Here is a 26,255-nt window from a genome sequence, read left to right as displayed (position 1 = left end):
CTATTGATGATTAATGCAGATTCTACGCTCTATATTATTTTACTTCTCGTTGATTGTTAGCATACAGCTACATGCACAAAAAGAAGGAGATATTTGGTATTTCGGTAACAGAGCTGGATTAGATTTTTCTACTGGCTCAGTTACCGTACTGCAAGATAGTCAAATGGATGCAAGGAAAGGTTCTGCATCCATTTCTGACTCTGATGGAAATCTTCTGTTTTATACAGATGGTCTGACTGTTTGGAATAAAAACCATCAAGTTATGCCAAATGGGACGGGGCTATCCCAAAATGGGATTCTTTTTACTTTAACAACAGTTCCTATCCCAAACTCAAATGGCAAATATCTTGTTCTTATAATTAACACTAATGGAAGGTTTGAATACTCAGAAATCGATATGAGCCTAGACGGAGGTTTAGGCGATGTTACTAATAAAAGAGTACTTATTGAGTCATCAATTGATCAAAGAATTACCGCAGTAAATCACGCAAATGGCAATGATGTATGGGTAATTACTCATACAACTGGTACTTTTTTTTCATATTTAGTAACTGATTCAGGTCTCTCATCATCACCAGTAGAGACTGTAATTGGAGGTAATTATACTGAGGATGGATTTAATTCTGGGTATATAAAATTAGCACCTAATGGTAAAAAATTAGCTATAGGACATACTATTGATAATGTCACAGAAATATTTGATTTTGATACATCAACAGGAATTCCGAGTAATCCTATTGAGATTACCGATGATGAAGATGTACATCCACATGGTTTAGAGTTTTCAAGTAATGGAAATATATTGTACGTAACGGGGCTTTTTGCTGGAGATAATTCTCAGAATGGTGTCTTACAATATAATTTATTAGCAAATGATATTGCTGCTTCAAAAGTAAAGCTTACCGGGCTTTTTCCATTGAGCAATTGGGCTGCCATACAAGCTGCACCAGATGGGAAAATATATATAACAAGAGCACCAAATCAACTCACTGACCCTGCTATTCCTTACTTGAGTGTTATAAATAATCCAAATATTTTGGGAACCGGATGTGATTTTCAAAAAGATGCGATTGACCTAGGTACTGGAAGTGCAGAACTTGGTCTGCCTATATTTATCCAATCTTTTTTTAATGTAGGCTTTCAGTTTGAGAATACCTGTGAAGGAGATGTCACAGAATTTTTTGCTAATATTTCAGAGAGCTACGACAGTCTTGAGTGGGGTTTTGGAGATGGGACAACATCCACCCTAGAGAATCCAACTCACATCTACGCTAGTTCTGGGCAATTTACTGTTACACTTACGGTTAATGTAGGTAGTCAAACCTTTACTGATAGTCAAGAAGTAATTATTTTTAAAGCTCCACAGGCAAATAGTCCTCAAAATCTCCTAATCTGTGATGATGATAACGATGGGTTTTCTTCTTTTGATCTTTCCTTGCAAAGTAATGCGATATTGGGAAGTCAGAACCCATCAGGTTTTAATATTACTTACTATGCCTCCATTGCGGATTATACAAATAACAATCCCATTGCAGATTCAAGTAATTATACGAACCTCATAGCATTCACCCTACAAACTATTGTAGCTAGTGTTAAAAACACACACAATTCAGACTGTGAAGCAATTACTACTTTTGATATTCAAGTTTTTGAAAGTCCAATACCAAGTACAAATCTTTCCCCACTAAAAACTTGTGATACCGATAATGATGGTTTTTCCGTTTTTGATTTAACTCTACGAGAGACATCTATTTTAAATGGACAAGACCCTACAGATTTTGAGGTAATCTACTATGCCTCACAAACAGATTACGATAATAACAATCCGATTACAGACCCAAGTAATTATATAAACACTGCTGTAACAACTCAAAATATTGTAGTAAGTGTTCACAATGTTCAAAATGCAACGTGTGAAGCTACTACTAATTTTGACATTCAAGTTTTTGAAAGCCCAACACCTAGTACAAGTGTTCCTTCTATTTTGGTATGTGATGATAACAATGATGGCTTTTTTAACTTCAATTTAAAAAGTCAAGATACTACTATTTTGAATGGACAGGACCCGTCAATGTTTACTGTCACATACTTTGCCTCTCAAGATGATTTTGATAATAACAATCCGATTACTGATCCCAACAATTACATCAACAATACAAGGTATACTCTTCAAACTATTGTTGCTAGTGTTCAAAATAATGGAAACACAGAATGTATTGCTATCACTACTTTTGAAATTCAGGTCTTTGAATCTCCAACTCCTTCAACAAATGTTCCAACGCTATCGTTTTGTGATAACACCAGTGTAGGAACTGATACTGATGGAAGAATAGAGTTTGATTTAACACAAAATACAACAGCTATTTTAGATGGACAGTCTGCATCTGATTTTACTGTCAACTACTATACAGATAGTGGGCTTATCAATCAAATTCCAAACCCTACTGAATATCAAAATACCAATCCAAATGAAACTATCTACGTTCAAGTAGTCAATATCCAAAATACAAATTGTACAGCCTCAACTTCATTTGATATTGAAGTATATGAACTTCCTGAAGTGACTTCTGTAGTAGAACTCAAGCAATGTGATGATGATTTAGACGGATTTAGTGTTTTTAATCTAACCGAGGTAAATGCCGAACTCTCGGCAAATGAGCAAAACGAAACCATCACGTTTTATGAATTACAATCAGAAGCCCAGAGTGGTTCAAATGCGATAACAAATACAACAGCCTATACCAATGAAACGGTAAGTACCGATGCGGTATGGGCAAGAATTGAGAATGCAAATAGCTGTTACCGGATTGCTCAGGTAAACCTCACTGTCTCAACAACTCAAATCCCTAGCTCTCTATTAAGAGAATTCTATCAATGTGGTGGTACTGATACTACTGACGGCGTTGCTACCTTTGATTTTAGTTCGGTGAATGCTGAGATACAATCTTTATTTCCTGTAGGTCAACAACTGATCATCAACTACTACCGAAACCAAGCAGATGCACTTTCAGAAATCAATCCAATTACAGATATTTCCAATTACCAAAATGTTGGCTATCCCAATTCACAAAATATCTATGTCCGTGTCGACAGTGAACTAGATAATGATTGCTTAGGTTTGGGACACCATATTACCCTTCATGTAGAAACTGTTCCTGTTGCTCATCCTGTTGTGATTTCTGAACAGTGTGACGGGGATAGAGATGGACTTTTTGCTTTTGATACTTCTAATATTGAATCAACCATTCTTAATGGGCAGACAAATGTCTCTGTTACCTACAAAGACCAAAGTGGAAACACTTTACCAAGTCCACTTCCAAATCCCTTTATTACCGCTTCTCAAACCATTACTGCAACAGTAGTGAATACAAATTCTCAAGACCCAGACGGAGCCTGTTTTGATGAAACAACTATCAATTTTACGGTGATTGCCGTACCCATTGCCAATCCTTTGCCTGTCCAGGAACAGTGTGATGATGATTTTGATGGCATGATTTCTTTTGATACATCCACTATCGAAAGCACTTTGCTCGGTTCACAAACCGGAATGGCCGTTGAATATACTGATGAAAATGGAATATTGCTTCCAAGCCCATTACCTAATCCTTTTATAACAGCATCACAGACCATCACAGCTAGGGTTATCAATCCAATATTTATAGATTGCTATGACGAGACAACGATAGAATTTATTGTAAGAGATAAACCTAATTTTGAATTACAGGAAACAGATGTGATTTGCATCACAGAAAGTCCTCAATTAGAAGTTTCTGTACAAAATCCCAGTGGGAACTATTCCTATGAGTGGACAGATGAATCAGGATTGGCTGTAAGTTCTGATATGTCAGCAACCATTACTCAGGTAGGAACTTATACAGTTGTAGCTACTTCTCAATTTGGTTGCTTATCTGCCTCTAAAGAAATTACTATCGTCGAATCTGAAATTGCCATGCTGGATAATTCAGAGATTGTGCTTGTTGATGATTCAACCAACAATAATATTACCATTGATATAGCAAACCTTGGAATCGGTGATTATGAATTTAGTTTACTAGATGAGCAATTATCTACTCTCGTTGATTTTCAGGATGATCCATTTTTCGATAATTTGGAAGGAGGTTTTTACACAGTTTTGATTAGAGATAAAAATGGCTGTGGTGTGCTTTCAAGAGAAATATCACTCATTACCTTTCCTAAGTTTTTTACACCTAATAATGATGGGGTTAATGATACATGGAACATCAAAGGATATAGCCGAAACCTATTTCAAAATGGAAAAGTGGAAATATTCAATCGGTTTGGTAAACGAGTGAGTTTTTTTAACATAGACAATGACGGGTGGGATGGTTTGTACAACGGGAGGTTGCTCCCATCAAATGATTATTGGTTTGTAATTGAATTAGTGAGTACTAATGGAAGAGTACGAAGAAGAACAGGTAACTTTAGTCTTTTACGAAATTAAGAGAATAATAAATACATTTACAGTAAACAATTAAATACGATTATGATTACAAGAAAATTTTTAGCAGTTATTTTGTTTATGACCATTGGTTTTTACAATATGGAAGCGCAAGAAAAAGGAAGTTTAGAGTTAGGTCTTGCTTCTGGAATTAACTTATCCAATGTCTCTAATCTAGATAACAGTCAATCAGCTGATCTTAAAACTGGATTTAATGCTAAAGCTACAGCAGAATATTATTTTTCTGATAGGTGGGGAATTAAATCTTCACTTATTTATGACCAGAAAGGATATACAATTAAAAACATTGAAATTACTGACAATTTTGGAGTTCCCGTTGATAACATAAACCTTAAAGTCAAGGTGAATTATCTTACGATACCCGTTATGGCAAATTGGCATTTTGGATCTAATCGAAACTGGTACTTGCATTTTGGTTCTTATTTTGGATTTTTACTAAGTGCCAAAGAATCCTACCAAGATCAAGATATTGAAGACTCATTTCAGTCCGTTGATATAGGTTTTAATGGGGGGATCGGTTATAAATTTGAAATAAGCGATGCACTTAAATTATTCTTTGAATATGATGCCCAATCAGGATTTACTGACATTTTAGAGAATGTAGGAGGAAATTCAGATACTACTAGAAATTTTAGGAGTAGCTTTAATGTTGGAATATTATTTCGGATTTAAAACGATTTTGTGACTAAAAAACCCGCCCAAGATTGGACGGGAAAAATTGCTATGAAAAAGAAAGTTAATATCTTTGATATTAACAAAGTAAAGATAGCGAAATCCTAGAAAAAAACAGAAGCAAATTTTCAAAAAAAACTCCTTTGCAAAAAAGAAGTGTTTAGCTATGAAACTGTCATTCTTTGAGCCAAATCTCTTCAGCTTTTTCAAAACCACATCACCTACGTACCACGCACCAGGCCGACAACGGATAATCAGTATAAAAAAAGACTCAATCATTTACAGTTCGGTTTTTTATTGGCACATTATTTGGTTTACCATAGTTTTAACATTTAAAACAGAAACTATGCAACCATTTAAAAAACATCCGAAAAAACAACTGGAAAAGTTCTCCACTATTTTTATGCAACTGGCCCTGGTATTTGTCCTATTTACTACTTATGTCATCATTGAACATACATCTGAACAAAAATTAGCACTGGCAGAGACATTATACCAAACCACTGACCCAATCTATATTGAAGATAATATATTACCGGTAGTAAAAGAAAAAAAAGTTAAAAAAGCGATTGCTCCTAAAATCAGTAAAAAAGCTAAAAAAACCGTATTACATACGATTGAAAAAGTCCCCGATATCACAAAAATTATCGAAACTGATCTACCCGATCTAGTAGGTGAGGATACTAAAATCGACAATGCCTTAAATCATTTTAATCCTATCGGACCTATAGATTCTACTGAAGAAGACGTTCCGTTTATAGTAATAGAAGATGCTCCTGTGTTCCCGGGGTGTAAAGGCAATAAAAAAGAATTAAAAATGTGTTTCAATAAGAAAATACAAAAACATTTTGCCAGAAAATTTGACACTGACTTACCCGATGAATTGGGCCTTTCTTCGGGGGGGAAAAGTGTAATCATGTTATTTGTAATAGATAAGACAGGAAATATTGTCAATATCCAAGCCAAAGCACCACACCCCAAATTACAAAAAGAGGCCATTAGAATTATGAAACTACTTCCCAAAATGAAACCGGGCATGCAGAGGGGGAACCCTGTAAAAGTAACATATACCTTACCTATGAAAGTAGTTGTAAAATAATAGTATTATAAATTCGTCAATAAATAATTGTAGTTTTACGGAACAAAAATCAATTTAAAATGGATTCTTTTTTTGCCCATGAAACTGCAGTTATTGATGAAGGTTGTACTATTGGAGATCATTCGAAAATCTGGCACTTCAGTCATATAATGCCAAACGCAACCATTGGAAAGAAGTGTAATATCGGGCAAAACGTAGTCATTTCTCCGGATGTTATTTTGGGCAACAATGTAAAAGTACAAAATAACGTATCTATCTACACCGGTGTCATATGTGAAGACGATGTTTTTTTAGGGCCTTCCATGGTTTTTACTAACATCGTCAATCCAAGAAGTGCTATTCAAAGAAAAGACCAGTTCAAAAAAACGCTGATTAAAAAAGGTGCCAGTATCGGAGCAAATGCTACTATTGTATGCGGGAATACTATTGGATCATATTCTTTTATTGGAGCCGGAGCAGTTGTTGTAAAAGAAGTACTGCCTTTTGCTTTGGTTGTCGGCAACCCCGCAAAACAAATCGGGTGGGTAAGCAAATACGGACATAGGCTCCATTTTAATGACCAGGTATTTGCTGTTTGTCCGGAAAGTAAAGAAAAATATCGATTAGAAGCTAATAAGGTTACTCCTTTATAACTAAACCAATACAAAATATCATCATTTAAATATCTATTGACTCTAGAGTCAAGAACCATAGCTGTTTTAATTCTAGTAGCGTAAGCCGCGTCTTGTTTTATACCAAAATGAATATTAAAGTGGTCTAAAGATTGTGTGAAGAAAATTTCAAAGTTCGAGTTAAAAAACACAGGCATGGCTACGGTTCATTTCAAAAAAGCAGTGGAGCGATATATTTTGAAACGATTTCAAGCTGTAATAGATTTTCTAATGCATCATTCTATCTAACTTAATTCCTGACACACTGATAATGTGCTAATATCGATTTTATGTTGTTTCATAATTTTTTTGAATTTGTCTTGTTTTGATTTGTTTTAATTTTTCTTTGTCTTGTTCTGAATCTATAGGATGATAGGCTTGTTTTTTGATAATCATATTCCATATAAGTATTGCTATTTTTCTGGCTATAGCTGTTATAGTTGCTGTTCTTCCTTTTTTATAGGCGATACGTTTAAAGAACTGAGCCAAATAACCTTCTTTTTTATTTTCTATGGTATTAGCTGCATTAGGCAAAGCTATTGCAAATTTATTTTTACCCTTAGGAGTTCTACTACTTAGGGTTTTACTGCCTGAAACTTTGTTATTGGTTGCTAGTCTTAACCAATTTGTAAATTTTTTGGCACTATCAAATTTATAGATATCGGTGCCTATTTCTGATAAAAAGCTTAGAACAGTGCTTATACTTACCGATTCAATAGCCATACAGAAAGTCTTTTTTGCATTCTAACCAAAATTCGGGAGGGGATCTTAATCACCATTTATACAATAGGCTTAATTATCGAACTCTTTGGCAAGTTAGCTCTTAACTGTCAAAGTGTAATCAGTTTCTTAAAATCCGGGTTTAATCATATATCCTGTATTTTTTTACGTTTGAAGCTGAATCCGGTTTAAATTATTTTCATTCGATTGAGTTTCTATAATGTTGTTCCCATTTCCAGGAAGATTTGATCATATCTTCTAATGATTTCTCAGCGGCCCACCCTAATTTCTCTTTAGCCAGATCTGTAGCTGCATATAATTGAGAAACATCCCCTGCTCTTCTACCGGTAATTTCATAATTCAATTTAGATTTTGTTACGGCTTCAAATGAGCGTATGACTTCCAAAACAGAATATCCCCTACCAGTCCCCAGATTAAAAGATTCATATGAATGTTCCTGCTCTTTACGGAGTAATCTTTTCAAAGCTTTTACATGCGCTTTTGCCAGGTCCGCTACATGTATATAGTCTCTGACCGGTGTTCCGTCCTTAGTGGGATAGTCATTTCCATATACTAGTAATTTTTCTCTGATTCCAGCTGCTGTTTGAGTAATATAAGGCATTAAATTATTAGGTGTCCCGTTAGGCAACTCCCCTATAAGGCCGGATTCATGAGCCCCTATGGGATTGAAATACCGTAAAGAAATCACAGAAAAATACCCATTCCCGGCTGTGAGATCTTCCAATATTTCTTCAGCCATTTTTTTAGTATTTCCGTAAGCGGAAAAAGGCCGTTGGGTTTTATTTTCTTCTGTTATTGGTAATGCTGCAGGAATTCCATATACTGTAGCGGATGAAGAAAAAATAAAATTATTTATACCATTTTCAATTTGTGAAGTAAGTGTATTTATTAAAGAATAAAGGTTGTTTTGATAATATTTCAGAGGCTTCCGTACGGATTCTCCGACAGCTTTATGAGCCGCAAAATGAATGGTTGCTTTAACATCTGCATGCTCTTTAAAGGCGCTTTTGGTTTCTGTGCTATTTTTTAAATCAATATTTACAAAAAACGGCTTCTTACCGGTAATTTTTTGTATCCTATCCAATATTTTCTCGCTCGAATTTGATAAATCATCAAAAATAACAACCTCGTAATGGTTTTCAATTAATTCAATAACCGTATGCGAACCTATATAACCACAACCTCCCGTTACGATAATTTTATTTTGCATTTCGACAGTTTTTATAAGGTTAAAAGTACATGAATTTTTTCATTTGAAAATTCACAAAAAACAAATGAAAAAAATTTATGGACTAACGAAGTGATTACTGAAGTGAAACTAAATGTTGTATCTTTTAATCAAAATTTAGTTTTTTACAGAAAAAAATTACTATACGAACTCGTTTAAACTTTTTGAATTTGCTAAAAAATTGCTGTTTTCTACTCTGCTTTTGTCTTTTTTTCCTTTCGTAGTGCTGCTATGCAACTCAAAAAAGCCTTCAACAGCCCTAAAAACTTCTAATTTTCGGTTAAAAACAAAAAGTCAAGATGAGTTCATATAAACGAGTTCAAAAAAAAATCATTTTTTTGTAAATCCTTTTATATTTTTTTGTACCTTTGAGACGAAGTACTGACGAGTACTTTTTTCTTTTTCATAGCAATTTTCCCACTCGCAAGAGTGGGTTTTTTTATAAGTATCCTATCATCTTTATTCATCAGCTACTAAAAGCGATGAAATTAAATAAAAAGTAGTCTTTTTTTTGTAACTTAACCCGTCATAATTTAAAATCAATAATTATGCCTGATTATAATATAAAAGTTAATGGAAAATCATTAACGGTTCATGTTGATTCGGATACTCCCCTATTATGGGTGCTTAGAGATGAATTCGATTTAGCGGGCACCAAATTTGGTTGCGGAATCGCACAATGTGGTGCTTGTACTATTCACCTTGACGGTGTGGCAACAAGAAGTTGCCAACTTCAGATTTCCGTGGTTGACGGTATGGAAATTACTACGATTGAAGGGTTATCAAAAAACGGTTCTCATCCGGTGCAACAAGCATGGAAAGAAACGGATGTTCCCCAGTGCGGGTACTGCCAAGCAGGACAGATCATGACTGCTACCGCTTTTTTAAGAGAAAATCCGAACCCTTCAACCGGAGAAATCAGAGAAGCAATGCATGAAAATATTTGCAGATGTGCTTCTTATAACAGGATCGAAAAAGCAGTGAAAGCCGCTTCTCAAAAAATGTCATAACAAATTGAACAACACACCATGAAACCTCAACATAATACTCGTTTTAGTCGAAGAGACTTTTTAAAAACCTCTGCATTGGCCGGTGGTGGATTGCTGATAGGGTTTAATTTGGTATCCGCTTGCAAACCAAATGCTATCATGCCGATAGATATAGAAAATTTGAATTTTAATGATTTTAACGCGTTCATTAAAATAGCGGATAATGGAATGGTAACCATTTTTTCGCCAAATCCGGAAATTGGACAGGGGGTAAAAACCGCAATGCCTATGATTATTGCCGAAGAATTAGACGTAGCATGGAAAAATGTTTATGTGGCACAAGGAGCTTTGGATACCGAAAATTTTCAAAGGCAGGTAGCAGGAGGCAGTCAGTCTATTCGGTTCGGATGGGATGTGCTAAGGCAAACAGGAGCTACTGCAAAGCAAATGTTAGTAAATGCTGCCGCCAAAAAGTGGAATGTCGATGCATCTACATGTACGGCTTCAAACGGAGTTATTACCAATGCAAACGGTAATACACTTGGATACGGAGATGTGGTAAAAGAAGCTGCAACAATGGAAGTTCCGGAAAATGTAAAACTAAAAGATCCCAAAGATTATAAAATCATAGGACAAGAAATTACCAATGTGGATATTGATAAAATACTCACGGGGAAACCACTATTCGGCTTGGATTATAAAGCAGAGGGGATGCTATATGCATCTGTACTGAGACCGCCTGCTTTCGGGCAAAAGCTCAAAAGCTTTGATGCTTCAAAAACAAAGACGGTAAACGGGGTATTTGATGTAGTAAGATTTGGTAATAAAATAGCTGTCTTAGCTTCAAATACCTGGGCTGCAATGAAAGGGAAAAAAGCATTAACTGCTCATTGGGCAACAGATACAAAACTCGAAAGCACCGAAGACCATCATACATTGTTAAACGGTATTTTAGATGGCAAAAAATTTGATACAAGACGTAACGATGGAAACATTCGGCAAGCTTTTGCAAAAGCCGATAAAGTTATTGAACGTACATATGATTCGCCTTTTTTACCTCACAATTGTATGGAGCCTATGAATTTTTATGCCAACGTAACTCCTGAAAAAATACATTTGGTTGGCCCTATTCAAACACCGGCCTGGACAGCAAATAAAGTTTCCAAATTATTAAACCGGAAACCGGAAGAAATTCATCTGGAAATGACCCGAATGGGCGGGGGATTTGGAAGAAGACTATATGGCGATTTTGCTTTGGAAGCTGCGGAGATCTCCAGTCTGGTGAAAAAACCGGTAAAAGTGGTGTTTTCCAGGGAAGATGATATGACGGCGGGTACGTACAGGCCTGCCATTAAATATAGAATTGCCGCATCTGTAAAGGCAGGAAAAATTACGGGCTATCACTTAAAAGAAGCTGCAATTAATCAGAATATGTATGGCCTGATTCCTCATTTTTTCCCGGCAGGGTGCATTCCGAATTACAGAGTCAGTACCGGGCATTACAAAAGTAATATTACTACCGGAGCATGGAGAGCACCTTATACAAATTTTTTGGCGTTTGCCGAGCAAAGTTTCTTCGATGAGCTTGCCGAAGAGTTAAAAACAGATCCCATACAATTACGGCTGGAATTATTACAACATGTAAAGGGAACTACCGACAAAAATATTCAATATTCGGGAAAAAGAATGGAAGACACCATCAAACTGGTTGTGGAAAAATCAAACTGGGGAAAAACAGAAAGTGGTACTTATCGGGGGTTTGCTGCCTATTATAGCCATAATACACATGTTGCCGAAGTTGCGGACATCCTCTTAAAAAATGGCGCTCCGGTACTTAAAAAAATAACGGTTGCCGTGGATTGCGGTATCGTAATTAATCCTAAAGGAGCAAGAAACCAGATAGAAGGCGGTGTATTAGACGGAATCGGACACGCGATGTATGGCGATTTTTCTTTTAAAAACGGAAAACCACAAGCGGGCAATTTTGACAAATACAGACTCATTAGGATGAATGAAACACCAGAAGTTGAGGTACACTTTGTAGAGAATATGCTGGCACCAACCGGATTAGGCGAACCGGGATTACCTCCTGCAGGAGGAGCCATTGCAAATGCCATTAAAGCTGCTACCGGGCAACGATTAGTTAATCAACCGTTTATAAAAGAACTGGGTAAAAAATCTAAAATTTTAGGGTAAGCTTATTTATTATTTTTTCCGATTTAAAGCAACTGTTGGGGTATTTATTGCTGAAAAATTTCTTCGAGTGTTGCAATTGTGTCAGATCAATGCTCCGAAGGTCTCTTCAAATTAAAAAGTAGCGATAACAGAAAATGAAAAATTTCTTCCGGGAGCGGAAATTCCCGAAGCAAATTCTCTGTAATGTTGGTCGAAAAGATTACTTATCAATCCTTGAAAAGTCCAATTAGCATTTACAATATATCTGCTGTTTAATCCAACAGAAATCCAAGCGGGAGACCCGTAATATTTATCTAAATCATTAGTGGCTGTTTCATTTGTGACGGGGGTTAGATCATGATTATCAATCCCTTCCGAAATGTTGAAGTCCGATATATCTTTTTTAGCATTAAAACGCAGGTTGGTGCCAAACTCCAAATGGTGGTGTTTAAAATTTACATCAAACCGGCCAAATAACGGAGGGATCGATGATAATGGTTCATCAGTATCATACGTTCTTCCTTTTGTATATGTGACGGATCCTGATGCATTAAAAGCCGAGGAAATTTTCCCTTGAAAACTTGTTGTAAAACCCGTGACAAAAGCTGTTTTTCGATTCTGATTTGCCACTATATTTCCTACTTCTCCATCATATATAATAGTAGTATTTCCATTCAAAATATACCGATCTCTGATGATGTAATTGTCCAATAACGTATAATACACATTCCCGCCAATTCTAAACTTCTTATCATTAAAATATTTTTGAATTCCAATTTCGGCATTATAAGCAAACTCAGGCTTAAGATAGATATTGGGCACAGTAACATTTCCGTTCTTTTCTCTTACCCGGCCAATATCGTCTATATTAGGAGATCGAAATCCGGAAGACAGTACACTGTTAAATTGCCAGTTTTTACTTGGTTTGTATACATATCCCAATGTTGCCGTAACCGCCGAATTATCTATGCTAATGTTTGTTTGAGGCAGCATAATAAATGATTGATCCATCCATTTGGCTTCCAAGTGCGTATGCGTAAATCTAATTCCGGTATTTAAAGTAGTATTTTTGCTAACATCTTGCCTGTATCCTAAGTAGGTTGCTATACTTGTATAGTTACTTCCCCCGTCCGGATAGCGCGATTGTACATTAAAAGTATTTGAAAAACCTAAAATTTCATTTCCGGAAACCTGCAAGGTCCTGCCAAAAGCATCAGAATTTACATCGTTATATGCCAACTCGAAACCATATGTTAAATTCCGATTATTGTCTTTTGTCAAAGGCACTAAAAAATCTCCGTTTATACTGAATATAGCTACTTGCTCTTTTCTGTAGCTTCTGTCTAAGCTATTAAATCTCCGTTGAATTCTAGGCTCTTTTATATGCTGGTAAGCTACTGTAACTGTTCCTTCTTTTATCCACTTTTTATGAGGAATAACATGTAATTGTGAAGACAATAGTAATCTTTCCTGAGCGCCATAATACCATTCTGCAAACTTTAAAGTTCCCGAGGCGATTTCTGTTAACCGATCAAATCTTGGAATATTTGATGAAGTCCCGTATTGAAGATTCACTTTTACATCTACATCTTTGCGTAGCGGAATGTAAAATTTTTGAAGAACATCTGTTTGACGATACCCCGTATTTCTTTGAAGGTCGGGGTTTGCATTTACAGTTGGCGCAGCACTGTAAAAACTATTTGTATTTTGTGAATATTCAAATACCTTACCCCAGTTTGGGAAACCATGTGAATGGTTTTTACCCATTTTTAAATCTCCGAAATCACTATAACTGATACTTGTAAAAGAACCCCATTTTTTGAAGCTAAGTTCTGCAGAAACATTTGTGGTTATTTCATTATTTACAGACGAATACCTGGAAAAAAAACTGCTGTTTACAACTTCATCTTCAGAGATTCCGGGAGTTTTTGTATAATAATGAATAACTCCACCCAAAGCATCGGAACCGTATATAACAGACGATGGCCCAAATACAATCTCTGTTCTGTCTAATTGGTTGGGTGAAACGGTTATGGAGTTTTGCAGGTGTCCTTTTCTGTAAATAGCATTATTCATTCTAACTCCGTCTACAACCAATAGAACCCGATTAGATTCCATCCCTCTTAAAACAGGGCTTCCTCCTCCTAATTGCGATTTTTGAACCCTAACCCCAGGAACCGCAGCTAACAGGTCTGCCGATGTTTGAGGCGATACTCTCCGGATTTCTCCTTTTGTTAATACCGCCGTCTGTTCTGCAATTCGGGTAGCTTTATTTTTGCTTTTAAAAACAGATAAAACAATTTCATTTAATTGTTCTGATTCTTTCGCTAAATAAACAATATTTTTTTGCTTAACGATATTGGATTTTGTGCTCTTAAAAATGGCATAAGAGACATGGGAAAATATAACTATTTCATTTTTTTTTAGAGCAGAAATATCTACTTCTCCTTTTTTATTTGTAGTGGCACTAAAAGTTTCGGATTTGTTAAAAACAATAACATTATAAACCGGCTTTCCTGTTTCGTTATCTGCCACTCTCACTTTTTGGCCGTATGCGGATAGACAAAATAGAAAAAATAGTATAATGCAAACTACTAATCTCATCAACTGAATACTGCTTCTAAAATGGTTAACGATTTTGGTTTTTTAAACCCGTCCAAATGTAATTCAAAATATCTAATTATAATCTGTAAAATCTGCTGCCTTTCACTTTTTCGAAATAGCATGCTTTCTACATTATCAAAATCTATGCCTAATAGTTTTTTAAATTGACTTAGCTGCTCACCTGTAACCATATCCTGTCCTTCCGTGATATCTGTAAAAACTCCTTCAATCAGATTAAAAGCTTTTTTATGAATATTTGAAAGTTCCGGGTAGAAACCAATGAACCGGGTAAGGTTTAGTAAAAAAAGCAGGTGAAAATTAGCCATTTTATCATTGCTGTCCAGTTTGGAAATAGCATTTTCCAAATAGTGATACAAAGGTTTGTTGACTTCTTCTTCCCGGATACAGCTTCCTAAAATTTCGGATAGAAAAAGTACAATCGATTGTTTTGTGACACTTTTATATATGGTTGTATTCGGGTATAGAATATGTGCTTCCCTAATACTGTTCAACTTTCCTTTTGTATTGTGGGTAGCTGTGATCTTAAGTTGTGTAAATGGTTGAAAATACGCCGGTTTTAGTGTTCCTTTTTTAGCTTTTAAAACTCCTCTGATCAGATATGATTTCAATCCGTTGGACTCCGTATAAAGTTTTGCAATAAGGCTTGTATCGCTATATTTTATTGCATTCATTACAATTGCCTTTGTAGTAATGATGCTCATTAATTCACAATAGCAATTTTAGTTACCGATGTTTCCGTAGCATCGTCATTAGACAGTAGCACTACATAAATGCCTGAGGCTACACTTTTCCCGGCTAAATTTTTTTTATCCCAAACTACTTTTCCTCCTTGCAACTGTTGCCCTTCTACAACATTGGTTTCATAGATTAAATTTCCTGAAATATCTAAGATTTTTACATTTGTGCCTCTGGGTAAATGCGTACCGTTTCTCCCGTCAATAGTAACCGTTGCATGATTTTTTAGCGCAGGATTCGGGTATGCATAAACGGCTCCCAGCGTATCTCCAAAAGGAGCCACATTACTTTTATAGGCAACAATTCCTTTATCGGTTGCAAAGTATACTTTTCCATTCGTATCATCTGCCGATATTTTTACAATTTTATTGGAAGGTAAAGGGGAGTTTTGTGTACTAAAATTAGCCAATGTCGTTTGCCCGTTTGGATTGGTATAGATCACACCTCCGTTATCCGTACCAAACCACTTGTTATCGGCTCCATCCACAACTATAGAGTTTACGGTTTGATCTCCTAATAATCTTCTGGGGATTCCATCATCTAAAATAATTACAGGGGCGGCATCATAAATATCCGCATCAAAAAGACCACTTGCATTGTTAAAAACAACCAATCCGGAAAGGGTTCCTATCCAAATTCGGTTACTTCCGTCCACAGCCAAAGTTCTTACATTATCATCGGGTAAACTTCCCCTTGTTGCTTGTGTCGTTAATGCACGTATTCTATTCCCGTTTTCATTAAACACAAGGGCTCCGTCTTTACGAGATCCCATCCAGATACTATTATTTCTATCCACAATTATTTCGGTTAATCCAAACGAGTTAGACTCTTTAATACTACTTATATCAACCCCTGACCAGGTTCCTCCGGAGGATAACTTTTTTAATTCCTGCTGAACACCAATATTTGTCATCCAGAGATTTCCCTGCCTGTCAAATACAGATCCGCTCACTCTTATCGTTGCTCTGTTCGGATTGATGAATGCAATATCTTCCAATCCGCTGTTTATATGATTGTAAAACTGAGTAACCATTGTATCTTCTACAACAATTAATCCGGCTGTACTAATATTGTCTACGTTCTGAGTGTCATTAAATGCGCTAATAAAAACCTTATTCGGGTTTGACGGATCAGATGTAATGTCTACCAAATCCGGAAAAGGCTGAGCAGGCGAATAATTCACGGTTATCCATTCTGTCCCGGTACAACGGCTAAATCCTTTTCTCTCTGCAGTTGGAGAAAAATCTATTCTATAGCCTCCGTAAACCACCCATAAATTGTTATTATTGGCTTCTATTGAAAACACATCGTTTGTCAAAGGGCCTTCGGGGTGAATTTCAGTAAAATTATTTACGCTTGAGAAATTAGCTGAAAGAATTCCAAACTCATTCGTTCCTAATAATAAGATATTATCTGTTGCCAAAGCATTGTTTAACGTATAATCAAACATGGTAGTCGCACCGGCAAATAGTATTTGATTTAAGTTCACGTCTAAAACAGATACTGCATTTGTAAAAGCAACGGCTAAGTTTGTAGCAGAGCTTTTAAACCCCTTAACAGTATTAGGGTAATTTCTGACTACATTGAGATTTCCTCCCAAAATTTGATAAACAGAGGTGTTCTGAACTGTAAATAACCTGCTATTAAAACTAGCTATATGTGTGTAGTTTCCTGAAAAAATTTGCTGCCAATTATTAAAATCAATCAAATTAGGGTTTGTGATATCAGCACTAAAAATCCCTACTTCTGTTGCTGCATATATCCTGTTGTTATACACAATAGTTTCATTTATTTTAATGGAAGTTGAATTATTTCCGATAAAATAAGTATCTCCGAATTCCAATCTTTTAATGTCATATACCACTATTGCAAAGGGTGTTGAGAGGTATAATTTATTATTATATTCCGATATGTGATTGATCCGTTTTGCTCCTGATTGATTAAAGTTTACAATATCTGCCGATATATTTATGGTTCCGTTTGCATCTACCACTTCTATCAACCCATTTTCATATCCGATCACCAACCGGTTAAACGATTCATTGTAATGTATTGCAGAAGTTGTTTCTCCCGATAACCCTTGTACCGAAGATAATTTTCTAATTTCTTGAGTCGCTGTGTTATAAGTAAATATGCCATTATCTGATAACGCATAAATAGTATTGTTGTTTTTTACTAAATCCTTTACGTTGTTATATGAAAAAAAATCTTCCCAGGAATTACTGTAATCTATCTGTGCATTGAGTAGTGTTGTTAAGAACAGAACTAAAAAAAAAGTACCTTTTTTCATGTAATAAATCTAGGTATCAAATATATTTATTTATTATGAACTCATTTGAACTTTTTCAATTGGCTAAAAATTGCCGTTTTGCTTTCACTCAAAAATTGAGTTCACTTGTAATAACGTCAAAACCTATAAGTGCTAAAATCAGGCCATTTATATGAAGTTAGAAATCGAAAGAACGTTTTTAATAGTGAATGATGATTTTAAAAAATCAACTATGAAGAAGCAAAATCTTTAGGATCAAGACTAATTGTTGTGTTTTAGGCAAAAATTTGTGTTAATCTGAACAGGAAGAATTCTACATTTTTAACACCTCTAAACTGCGCTCTAAAGGCTTTAATCTTAGCATTAAAAGATTCAGCAGAAGCATTTGTACTCCGATTGATAAAATAATTGAGTATTGACCGATAATTTATAGAAATTGTATTTGCTATTGTATTAAAAGCTTTAAAACCAGATTTTTCTACATCATTATACCAATGTGCTAGTTTTGTATATGCAATTTGTATTGATTTAGCTGTATTGAATATATTTCTAAGGCTCTGATTTAAGTTAAAAGCCTTTTGAATATCAGGATATTTTTCAAAAAGTATTTTGCTTCTTAGATATTGATTTTGTGTCCATTTTTCAGGAGATTTATAGAGTAAATATCTACTTCTAGCTAAGAGTTGTTTTCTAGTGTCCCCATTGTCAAATATCTCAGGTTGATACTCTTTACCTTTTGTTTTTGCTAACTTGATTAGGTCATTTTCTAGGTCTATTGCATTCCATCGATGTTTTATTCTAATATCTTGTAGCGCTTCTAGAGCTAGTTTTTGCACATGGAATCTATCAGTTACTTGTATGGCCTTAGGGAAACATGTTTTGGCTATATTTTTCATAGAGTTCGCCATATCTAGTGTAATTTCTTTGACTTTGTTTCTTTTTTTAGAGGATATTTTAAGTAACTGTTCTATAATGGGTTCTATCTTAGTGCCTGCAAAAACCCCTACAATAGCTCCTTTTTTACCTTTGGCTTTTTTATTGGTAATAATGGTGTAGAGTTCTCCTTTAGACAATGCTGTTTCATCAATAGATAAATAAGCACCTATATTTTCAGGAAAAACATGCCACTCTTTAGCATGTTTTTTTTGTTTCCATTGTTTAAACTCACTTAAATAATCACGATATTGACGTCCAAGTTTTTTACCATCAACTCCGTAAAATCTACCTATAGTTCTACAATCACTGGTTTCTCTATCTACTAATTTCTTTTAAAAAAGCAGCGAACTGCTCTGTCATTCGAGTCCCCTGTGCTACTAAATTCCAATCTCTTTGTACAATTTGTTTGGTCTTCCTATCTAACCATCTACGACGTTTAATGTGAAGATATACTGTGTTGCCTCGTAATGGAAAGTCTTGAATGGTAAGCTCTTTATGAAATCCGTGAGCTATCAAGATACGTTCTGATTCTTCTTTGGGAACTATGTTACGTTCTTCAAAATACAAATGCATCACTTCATTTTCAACACTATGTTTTGACAAATCAAAATGTTCAACTAACAACTCTGGTAAAATTAATTTTAGTAAATCTATATAAGTATCCAACCTCCTTTTTTTACAAAGATCACAATACTATTTTAAATTCACACACAACTTTTGAGATTGATCCAATCTTTACTCACATTATGCGAAGATGGCATTATCGCTTCTCAGATTATCCGGTTTAGAACCAAATGATTTTATCCAATTATAAACGGATACGTGGCTTACTTGTAATAACCTGCCTATTGACCGAAACCCTAAACCCTCTAAATACAATTGTAATGCTTGTCTTTTCATAGAGTCGGGTTTTGTTGTTGATTTTTGTTCAACAGTATAGTTATAACCGCAATCTCAATTCATCTTGATCTCTTTTTTGCTTGATCCTTAAAAATTGACCATAAAAAAACCTCGAACCGAGAGGTTCGAGGAAATTTAATAAACTTACCCCCTAAAATAAGATTATAAATTACCGAACAAAACCACTAAAGCATGTTCAGTTTGACAAAGATAATTATTTTTTTCTATATAAACAAATTTTTTTTTTTTAATACTGATTTTTTTTAAAGACCTAGATAAAGCAATATTTTTTGGTTATCATGAATTGCTCTTTTTTTCATTGTAGTGGTCCGTATTTTTCATATATAACTCATCATTATATAATTCATTATAAATCACATCAAATACCTGGTCTTTCAGAGAATCTGCTTCAGAAATATCCCTGTTTTTTGTTTCAATGAAATGGTGTTGTTTTACCCTAAGCGTTCCCATTCCTCCTTTTAAAATGTCCCAGGAAAAAAGACGCTTACAATCATAATATGTTTGAGGCACAATGGGTATTTGATGTTCTATCGCCAAATTGAAAGCCCCTTTTTTAAACGGGCTTAAAATGACATCCATTTCGGGCACCAATCCTTCAGGAAAGATGCCCATACTCACACCGTTTTTTAACTTTTTTTTAGCCCTCTCGTATACCTTTTTTCTACTGGTATAACTACTTCTATCTACTATAATGACTACCTTTTTATAAAAAAATCCAAAAACGGGAACCTTTACCAGTTCTTTCTTTCCGATAAAAACAATCGGATTTTTAGAAATGGCAATTAATACAAAAGGATCCATTAAAGATGCGTGATTTGGACAAAACATGTAACTCTGGTTGTGATCTAATTTTTGTTCTTCACTAATTTTTAGCCTGAAGCCCATAGCATATATCAAGAAAAAAGCCCAAATTCTTATCAGTTTCCAAAAGGCAATATAATAACGTTCCCTGGCTGTTACTATCAATAAAACAGGAGTCATTAACAATACGGTTACAAATATTAGAAAGTAAAACCAAAACCGCCAAAGTATTAGAAAAGGTATTTTTACATATCCCATAATTGCGAATGTAGTAATATTCTTTTGTTTGATTGATTTTATACCATTTCTGATTTTAAATTTACCCGTTAAAAATAGCCGTTTTTTATTTGAGTATTTTTAAAATCAGAATCGATTTACTTATGAAATCTGTATTTTTGCTCCGAAATTATATTGAATGTCCAGAATTTTAACAGGTGTTCAGAGTACGGGAACACCGCACCTAGGGAATTTACTGGGGGCTATATTGCCTGCTATAGAAATGGCAAATAACCCTAAAAACGAATCGTTTTTGTTTATTGCAGACATGCATTCTTTAACTCAAATTAAAGACGGAAACGAATTGAGGGAAAATACGTATAGTACTGCAGCTACCTGGCTAGCATGTGGGTTAGATGTTTCCAAGACTGTCTTTTACAGGCAAAGTGATATTCCGGAAGTAACCGAACTCACTTGGTATTTGAGTTGTTTTTTTCCTTATCAAAGGTTGACTTTAGCACATAGTTTTAAGGACAAGGCAGATCGTCTTGCAGATGTAAATACAGGCTTATTTACGTATCCAATGTTAATGGCTGCCGATATTCTTTTATATGATGCCGAAATTGTTCCGGTAGGGAAAGATCAATTGCAGCATCTGGAAATGACCCGGGATGTTGCTAACAGATTTAATCATATAGTAGGAAATACATTAGTCCCTCCCAATGCAAAAATTCAGGAACATACTAAATTAGTCCCCGGTACAGATGGTCAAAAAATGAGTAAATCCAGGGATAATATCATCAATATTTTTTTACCTGAAAAAAAACTGCGAAAACAAATCATGTCTATTAAGACAGACAGTACTCCACTGGAAGAACCTAAAAATCCCGATACCGACAATGTTTTTGCATTGTATAAATTAATGGCATCCGATAAACAGATACATGAAATGTGGAGTAATTATACAGGAGGCAATTATGGGTACGGGCATGCAAAACAAGAATTATGCGAACTTATTTTAGATTCATTTAATCCTATAAGAGATCGGTATACTTATTTTATGGAAAATAAAAATGAGATCGATACTATTCTCCATACAGGTGCTTTAAAAGCCAAAAAGGTAGCTCAAGACGTACTGCAAAGAGTCCGAAATAAAATAGGGTATTAAACCCGGATTACGCGTTAGAACTTCGTAATGAAGGTTAAAAAAATCTCACAGACATGGAAACAAATTAGTTATTCTGTGAGATTTCAATGTAAAATTTTAAATCAGAGAGACCTTTGCAAAATAGTGATATATTCTGTGTTTGAATTGATTTGACTTCAAATTTCTTCCTTCTCGAAAATTTTAAATCCTCAAATAGGTTATTCCGGTTGAAAATTTTCTTCGGGCGTCGAACTTTTTTGCCAAATCAATTTTGCAAAGGTCTTTCAGAAATGGTATTATACCCACTGGCAAAGAATACCTCCCATTATGGCAAGTGTTATGGTCCAATAGCCAACATTAATAAGCACATATTTAGCGGTTTTACGCTCAAACATGGCTTGAGTTGCCAATACGGGAAGTATTAGAAAAATACCTGTTAAAGCTCCGTGTAAAGCTCCGTGTTTAAATGTTCTGAAGCGGTCTCCGTAGGTCGCCATAAAATCCTGAAAATAGGTATATACTTCTCCTGTTTTATCCATGAATCCCGGTTCTCCGGTTAGAGTAGAGAAAACTCCTGTTTGATGAATGACAGATAATTGTAATAACATGGCTAACATAAAACTAAATACATAGCTTAAAATAAAAATAAAAGCCATGTTTCCGCCTTTTAAAGATTCTTCCGTAAAACCCATTTGTTTCATCCAGGCTTTCTGAAATAGCATGGGGCCATACCAAATAAAGCCCATTACCAGGGGTACTAATGCAGCTAGTGCAAGAATTAAATAGTTCGTATCCATAATGTAAAGTTTTTAGTTAAGTTCAAATATATAAAAAATAAACATTTGATTTTGAAATGTTTACTTAGAAATATATATATCACTTTATGATTACTGATTTTGCAATTGCTTCTAATTCAAATAAAAGATCTCTTTTATCAACTGACGGAGCATACGTAAAACCTTCTACAATTAACCATCTGTTATTTTTTTTATCTAAAATGGTGTAGTTTACAAAAGGACCTGCCATAAATGCATTCTTCACTTCCCATTTGCCTCTGGTCTCAAAAGCTTTATATCCTTTTAATTCTATAGCTAAGGTTTCCGGAGTATAGGCTTTTTCGGTAATCATATACATGCCTTCTCTTGCACCGGGGATATATCTTTCTCCAATAGAATCTCTTATTTGAGCTATACTAGCTCTCATTACAGAGGTGTCTGTTAGTGGCAATGCATAAACTATGATATTGTTACTTCCTGCTCCTTTTGCTATTCCGCTTTTCAAGCGATGACGCAACCATAAAAACTCCCCTGTATCATCTACCGTTCTGTATTCTTCGGGGATAGTTAAAGAAATATTTAAATTCTTTACGGTTTTATACAATATATCATTTATTTTCTTGGCTCTAAATACCCTTTGTGTCTGTAAGATATCAGCCGTTCTGAAAATAGCAACAATTTCTTTCCCTTTTTCCGAAATAACACGTTTGATTTCTTCTTTGTTTTTTGCTGAAATATATACAATGGTTTGCGGGCCGGCATACTTATTTTTTATCGTTTTAAACATTTCGTCTGCTCTTTCTTCTATGATCAGAATATTGCGATTTCTTTGAATGATATTTGAAAATTTATTCGGTTCGACGTGCAATAGTGATAAGACAGGTTCTTCTTGTGGTAGCTCTCTTTGTAATTTACTTAAAGATTTCTTTATTTCATCTCCTACACTTCCTTTCCACAGGTTCCCTTTTATTACAACAAGAACATGGTTAATATTACCAACAGAAGGAGGCATCACAAATGAGTCATTGCCTCCGCAGGAAGTATGTAAAAAGAATATACATATAACCGCTATTATTTTTTTCATACTGCCTGTTTTTTTAGTTTAAGAGACCTTTGCAAAATAGTGATATATTCCGTATTAAAATTGATTTGACTTCAAATTTCTTCCTCCTCGAAAATTTTAAATACTCAAAACCAACAGGTTATTCCGGTTGAAAATGTTCTTCGGACGTCGAACTTTTTTTGCCAAATCAATGCTGCAAAGGTCTCTTTAAATGAGTTCATCACCATATTTTTTGTCTCAAATAGTATTCCAATGTCAATTATTTAAACACTATTTTTTAAGAGTTTTGTTTTTCTATGGCTTTTTTTATTTGATTTAGGCGTTCAAATTCTCCTAGGGTAAATACTCAGCCTCTGCCCTATTCTTAAATGATTGCTTCTCAAACCGTTCCATTTTTTTATCTGACTTATTCGCACTCCAAACCTACGAGCTATTTTCCCCAGATAATCTCCACGCCTCACTCTGTAGCGAACCCTTTTATCCACCTCAAAGTATTTGGGAAGTGGTTTTTCTCTTTTTGCATCATTTCTGTCTGCCAATGCATATAATTCTTTTTCGGTTTTTAAGAACCCTATGGTAGCTATTTTAGGAATGGTTACCGTATAATTTTTATTTTTTATATATGGAATCGTATTTAACTTATAAGAAGGGTTTAAAAAAGAGAGTACTTTTATATCTATTCCTGTTTTTTCTGATATTTGTTTAAAACTTATTGTGCGTTTAACATGGATAGTATCTGTTTCAAAATGATATATTTTCGGAATGTTTTTACTTAAATGGTGTTCTTTGGCATACTCAAACAAATACATGGTTGCATAAAAAGCAGGTACATAACCTGCTGTTTCTCTTGGCAAATATCGGCGAATATTCCAGTAGTTCTTATATCCTCCGGATCTTTTAATTGCTTTGGAAACATTTCCCGGGCCTGAATTATAGGCAGCTAAAGCCAGATCCCAGTCGCCGAAAATTTTGTACAGATCACTTAGGTATTCACAGGCTGCAATGGTAGATTTTACGGGATCCTGGCGTTCATCAACATAAGAACTCACTTTTAACTTGTATTGTTTTCCTGTTTGATACATAAACTGCCATAAGCCCTTAGCACCCACTCTTGATTTGGCTTTTGGGTATAATGCAGATTCTACAATTGCCAAATATTTCATTTCCAAAGGAATATTGTATTGGTCTAAGTATTTTTCAAACATTGGGAAGTAGTATGTTGCCCTTGCCATTAAATTCGGATAGTACTTCCTGCGATATTTTAAATACGATTTAATGACCCTCTCCAGTGCAGGGTTGTATGCAATATGAAAAGGTGTTTTAGCATTAATAGCTGCCAGGCGTTTTTTTAAAACAGTTGCTGCTAATTGGACAGACGACACCTCTTTTGTAGCGATATCTCTTATAAAATATGCTGCTGTATCGTACAGAGGAGAGTTAAATTTAGCGTCTAAAACCAAGCTGTCTATACGGGCAATGTCTACATCGGAAAACAATGCTTCTTTAGAAGTTTTGACAATATTTTTTTCTAGGGACAAAGCGTCTTTATGCAATTGAGCATTCAAACTCAAACTAAAGAGAATACTACATATAATGAGCAGGGGGGTTTTCATACGATTAATGATTAGATATTAAGTTCTACTGCAATCGGGCAGTGGTCCGAATGTTCTGCTTCGGGTAAAATATATGCTCTTGTAATGGTATTTTTTAACGGTTCGGAAACCATATTATAATCAATTCTCCAACCTTTATTATTTGCTCTGGCATTTGCTCTGTAACTCCACCAACTATAGCGGTGAGGATCTTTATTTAAATGACGAAAGCTGTCTGTAAAACCGCTATTAATAAAGTTGCCAATCCATTCTCGTTCTACAGGTAAGAATCCGGAAACATTTTTCATTTTCGGGTTATGGATATCTATTTCTTCATGACAAATATTATAATCTCCGCAAATGACCAAGTTCGGAATTTCTTGTTTTAGTTTATGTATATATTCCTGAAAATCTGCCATGTATTTCAGCTTAAATTCCAACCGATCTAAATTTGTACCGGAAGGAATATACAAACTCATAATAGAAACGGTGTCATAATCTACCCGAAGGTTTCTTCCTTCAAAATCCATCGTTTCAATTCCTGTCCCATATGCTATATGGTTCGGTTTTCCTTTACAAAAAACAGCTACACCTGAATAGCCTCTTTTTTGTGCTGAAAACCAATAATGATATGGATATCCGGCAGCTTCAAATGCTTCAGTGTCTAACTGCTCTTTATGGGCTTTAGTTTCCTGAATACAGATAACATCCGGATTTGCTTTTCGCAGCCAATCTAAAAAGCCTTTTTTAAGTGCTGCTCGGATTCCGTTAACATTATAAGACATTATTTTCATCAAAATCTGTGTATGCTTTTTGCTTCTTTAAAAAAGGGTTTTATTACTTTTGATTGTCCGTTATGATACCTAATTATATTTCTTGGATACATAGTAAAAAAATTGAAAGATCCAAAGGTTTAAAAAAATTTTCTACTAATTCCTTTTAGATATCTAAACAGCTATTCAATGATTATTTTCTTAACTGTATTTTAGTTTTTACTTTTAGAAACCTTTGCAAAATAGTGATATATTCCGTATTTAAATTGATTTGACTTCAAATTTCTTCCTTCTCGAAAATTTTAAATCCTCAAAACCAACAGGTTATTCCGGTTGAAAATTTTCTTCGGGCGTCGAACTTTTTTGT

At 34.9% G+C, this 26,255-nt stretch carries 19 protein-coding genes and 1 pseudogene; 7 read left to right on the top strand and 13 right to left on the bottom strand.

Features of this window, described 5'->3' with window-relative positions:
- The first annotated feature begins 13 nt into the window (after window positions 1-13).
- From GKR88_02790 to GKR88_02775, 4 genes are all read left to right on the top strand, one after another.
- The gene (locus GKR88_02790) at window positions 14-4,462 is read left to right on the top strand and encodes a T9SS type B sorting domain-containing protein (GenBank protein QMU63309.1); all 4,449 of its coding nucleotides are present in this window, start codon (window positions 14-16) and stop codon (window positions 4,460-4,462) included.
- A 42-nt stretch (window positions 4,463-4,504) separates the two neighbouring features.
- Window positions 4,505-5,152: an outer membrane beta-barrel protein gene (locus GKR88_02785; GenBank protein ID QMU63308.1), complete on the top strand. Its 648-nt coding sequence runs from the start codon at window positions 4,505-4,507 to the stop codon at window positions 5,150-5,152.
- A gap of 346 nt (window positions 5,153-5,498) precedes the next feature.
- Complete coding sequence (locus GKR88_02780) at window positions 5,499-6,251, top strand: energy transducer TonB (GenBank protein ID QMU63307.1); 753 nt, start codon at window positions 5,499-5,501, stop codon at window positions 6,249-6,251.
- A gap of 59 nt (window positions 6,252-6,310) precedes the next feature.
- On the top strand, window positions 6,311-6,883 hold the full coding sequence (locus GKR88_02775) for an N-acetyltransferase (GenBank protein ID QMU63306.1): 573 nt from the start codon (window positions 6,311-6,313) through the stop codon (window positions 6,881-6,883).
- 306 nt (window positions 6,884-7,189) lie between these two features.
- Here GKR88_02775 and GKR88_02770 read toward each other — a convergent pair whose 3' ends face one another.
- Together GKR88_02770 and galE are read right to left on the bottom strand one after the other, a co-directional pair.
- Window positions 7,190-7,624, bottom strand: a complete 435-nt coding sequence (locus tag GKR88_02770; protein QMU63305.1) for a transposase — start codon at window positions 7,622-7,624, stop codon at window positions 7,190-7,192.
- Between the two features lie 196 nt (window positions 7,625-7,820).
- Window positions 7,821-8,852, bottom strand: coding sequence for a UDP-glucose 4-epimerase GalE (galE, locus tag GKR88_02765; protein QMU63304.1), 1,032 nt, complete (start codon window positions 8,850-8,852; stop codon window positions 7,821-7,823).
- A gap of 566 nt (window positions 8,853-9,418) precedes the next feature.
- On the opposite strand from galE, the gene GKR88_02760 reads away from it, so the two are divergent.
- A complete protein-coding gene (locus GKR88_02760) occupies window positions 9,419-9,880 on the top strand; it encodes a 2Fe-2S iron-sulfur cluster binding domain-containing protein (protein QMU63303.1) in 462 nt (153 codons plus the stop codon).
- 18 nt (window positions 9,881-9,898) lie between these two features.
- The gene (locus GKR88_02755) at window positions 9,899-12,055 is read left to right on the top strand and encodes a molybdopterin-dependent oxidoreductase (GenBank protein ID QMU63302.1); all 2,157 of its coding nucleotides are present in this window, start codon (window positions 9,899-9,901) and stop codon (window positions 12,053-12,055) included.
- A 111-nt stretch (window positions 12,056-12,166) separates the two neighbouring features.
- On the opposite strand, the gene GKR88_02750 is transcribed toward GKR88_02755, so the two are convergent.
- From GKR88_02750 to GKR88_02720, 7 genes and pseudogenes are all read right to left on the bottom strand, one after another.
- On the bottom strand, window positions 12,167-14,638 hold the full coding sequence (locus GKR88_02750) for a TonB-dependent receptor plug domain-containing protein (GenBank protein ID QMU63301.1): 2,472 nt from the start codon (window positions 14,636-14,638) through the stop codon (window positions 12,167-12,169).
- Window positions 14,638-15,360 (bottom strand): DNA repair protein RecO, encoded by a 723-nt coding sequence (gene recO, locus GKR88_02745; GenBank protein QMU63300.1) that lies wholly within the window; start codon window positions 15,358-15,360, stop codon window positions 14,638-14,640. The genes GKR88_02750 and recO overlap by 1 nt, the downstream gene beginning before the upstream one ends.
- Complete coding sequence (locus GKR88_02740) at window positions 15,360-17,684, bottom strand: hypothetical protein (protein QMU63299.1); 2,325 nt, start codon at window positions 17,682-17,684, stop codon at window positions 15,360-15,362. The genes recO and GKR88_02740 overlap by 1 nt, the downstream gene beginning before the upstream one ends.
- Window positions 17,685-17,938: 254 nt before the next feature.
- Window positions 17,939-18,892 carry a DDE transposase gene (locus GKR88_02735; protein ID QMU63298.1) on the bottom strand — a complete coding sequence of 318 codons (954 nt, stop codon included), beginning with the start codon at window positions 18,890-18,892 and terminating at the stop codon, window positions 17,939-17,941.
- 22 nt (window positions 18,893-18,914) lie between these two features.
- Window positions 18,915-19,265, bottom strand: a complete 351-nt coding sequence (locus GKR88_02730; GenBank protein QMU63297.1) for a transposase — start codon at window positions 19,263-19,265, stop codon at window positions 18,915-18,917.
- Window positions 19,266-19,352: 87 nt separating this feature from the next.
- A pseudogene (locus GKR88_02725) lies at window positions 19,353-19,553 on the bottom strand (IS1 family transposase).
- A gap of 243 nt (window positions 19,554-19,796) precedes the next feature.
- Complete coding sequence (locus tag GKR88_02720) at window positions 19,797-20,579, bottom strand: 1-acyl-sn-glycerol-3-phosphate acyltransferase (protein QMU63296.1); 783 nt, start codon at window positions 20,577-20,579, stop codon at window positions 19,797-19,799.
- Between the two features lie 157 nt (window positions 20,580-20,736).
- On the opposite strand from GKR88_02720, the gene trpS reads away from it, so the two are divergent.
- Window positions 20,737-21,705: a tryptophan--tRNA ligase gene (gene trpS, locus GKR88_02715; protein ID QMU63295.1), complete on the top strand. Its 969-nt coding sequence runs from the start codon at window positions 20,737-20,739 to the stop codon at window positions 21,703-21,705.
- Between the two features lie 275 nt (window positions 21,706-21,980).
- On the opposite strand, the gene GKR88_02710 is transcribed toward trpS, so the two are convergent.
- The 4 genes from GKR88_02710 to xth form a co-directional block, all read right to left on the bottom strand.
- Window positions 21,981-22,481, bottom strand: coding sequence for a DUF1761 family protein (locus GKR88_02710; protein ID QMU63294.1), 501 nt, complete (start codon window positions 22,479-22,481; stop codon window positions 21,981-21,983).
- Between the two features lie 79 nt (window positions 22,482-22,560).
- On the bottom strand, window positions 22,561-23,544 hold the full coding sequence (locus GKR88_02705) for a DUF4837 family protein (GenBank protein ID QMU63293.1): 984 nt from the start codon (window positions 23,542-23,544) through the stop codon (window positions 22,561-22,563).
- A 302-nt stretch (window positions 23,545-23,846) separates the two neighbouring features.
- Entirely contained in the window at window positions 23,847-25,136 is a 1,290-nt protein-coding gene (locus GKR88_02700; GenBank protein ID QMU63292.1) for a transglycosylase SLT domain-containing protein, read from the bottom strand.
- 11 nt (window positions 25,137-25,147) lie between these two features.
- Complete coding sequence (gene xth / locus GKR88_02695; protein ID QMU66621.1) at window positions 25,148-25,909, bottom strand: exodeoxyribonuclease III; 762 nt, start codon at window positions 25,907-25,909, stop codon at window positions 25,148-25,150.
- Between the last annotated feature and the right edge of the window lie 346 nt (window positions 25,910-26,255).

The organism is Flavobacteriaceae bacterium (assembly GCA_014075215.1).
GTDB lineage: Bacteria > Bacteroidota > Bacteroidia > Flavobacteriales > Flavobacteriaceae > Polaribacter.
Note: the sequence above shows the minus strand (reverse complement) of the source record. Positions and strands in the feature narration are given on the sequence as shown.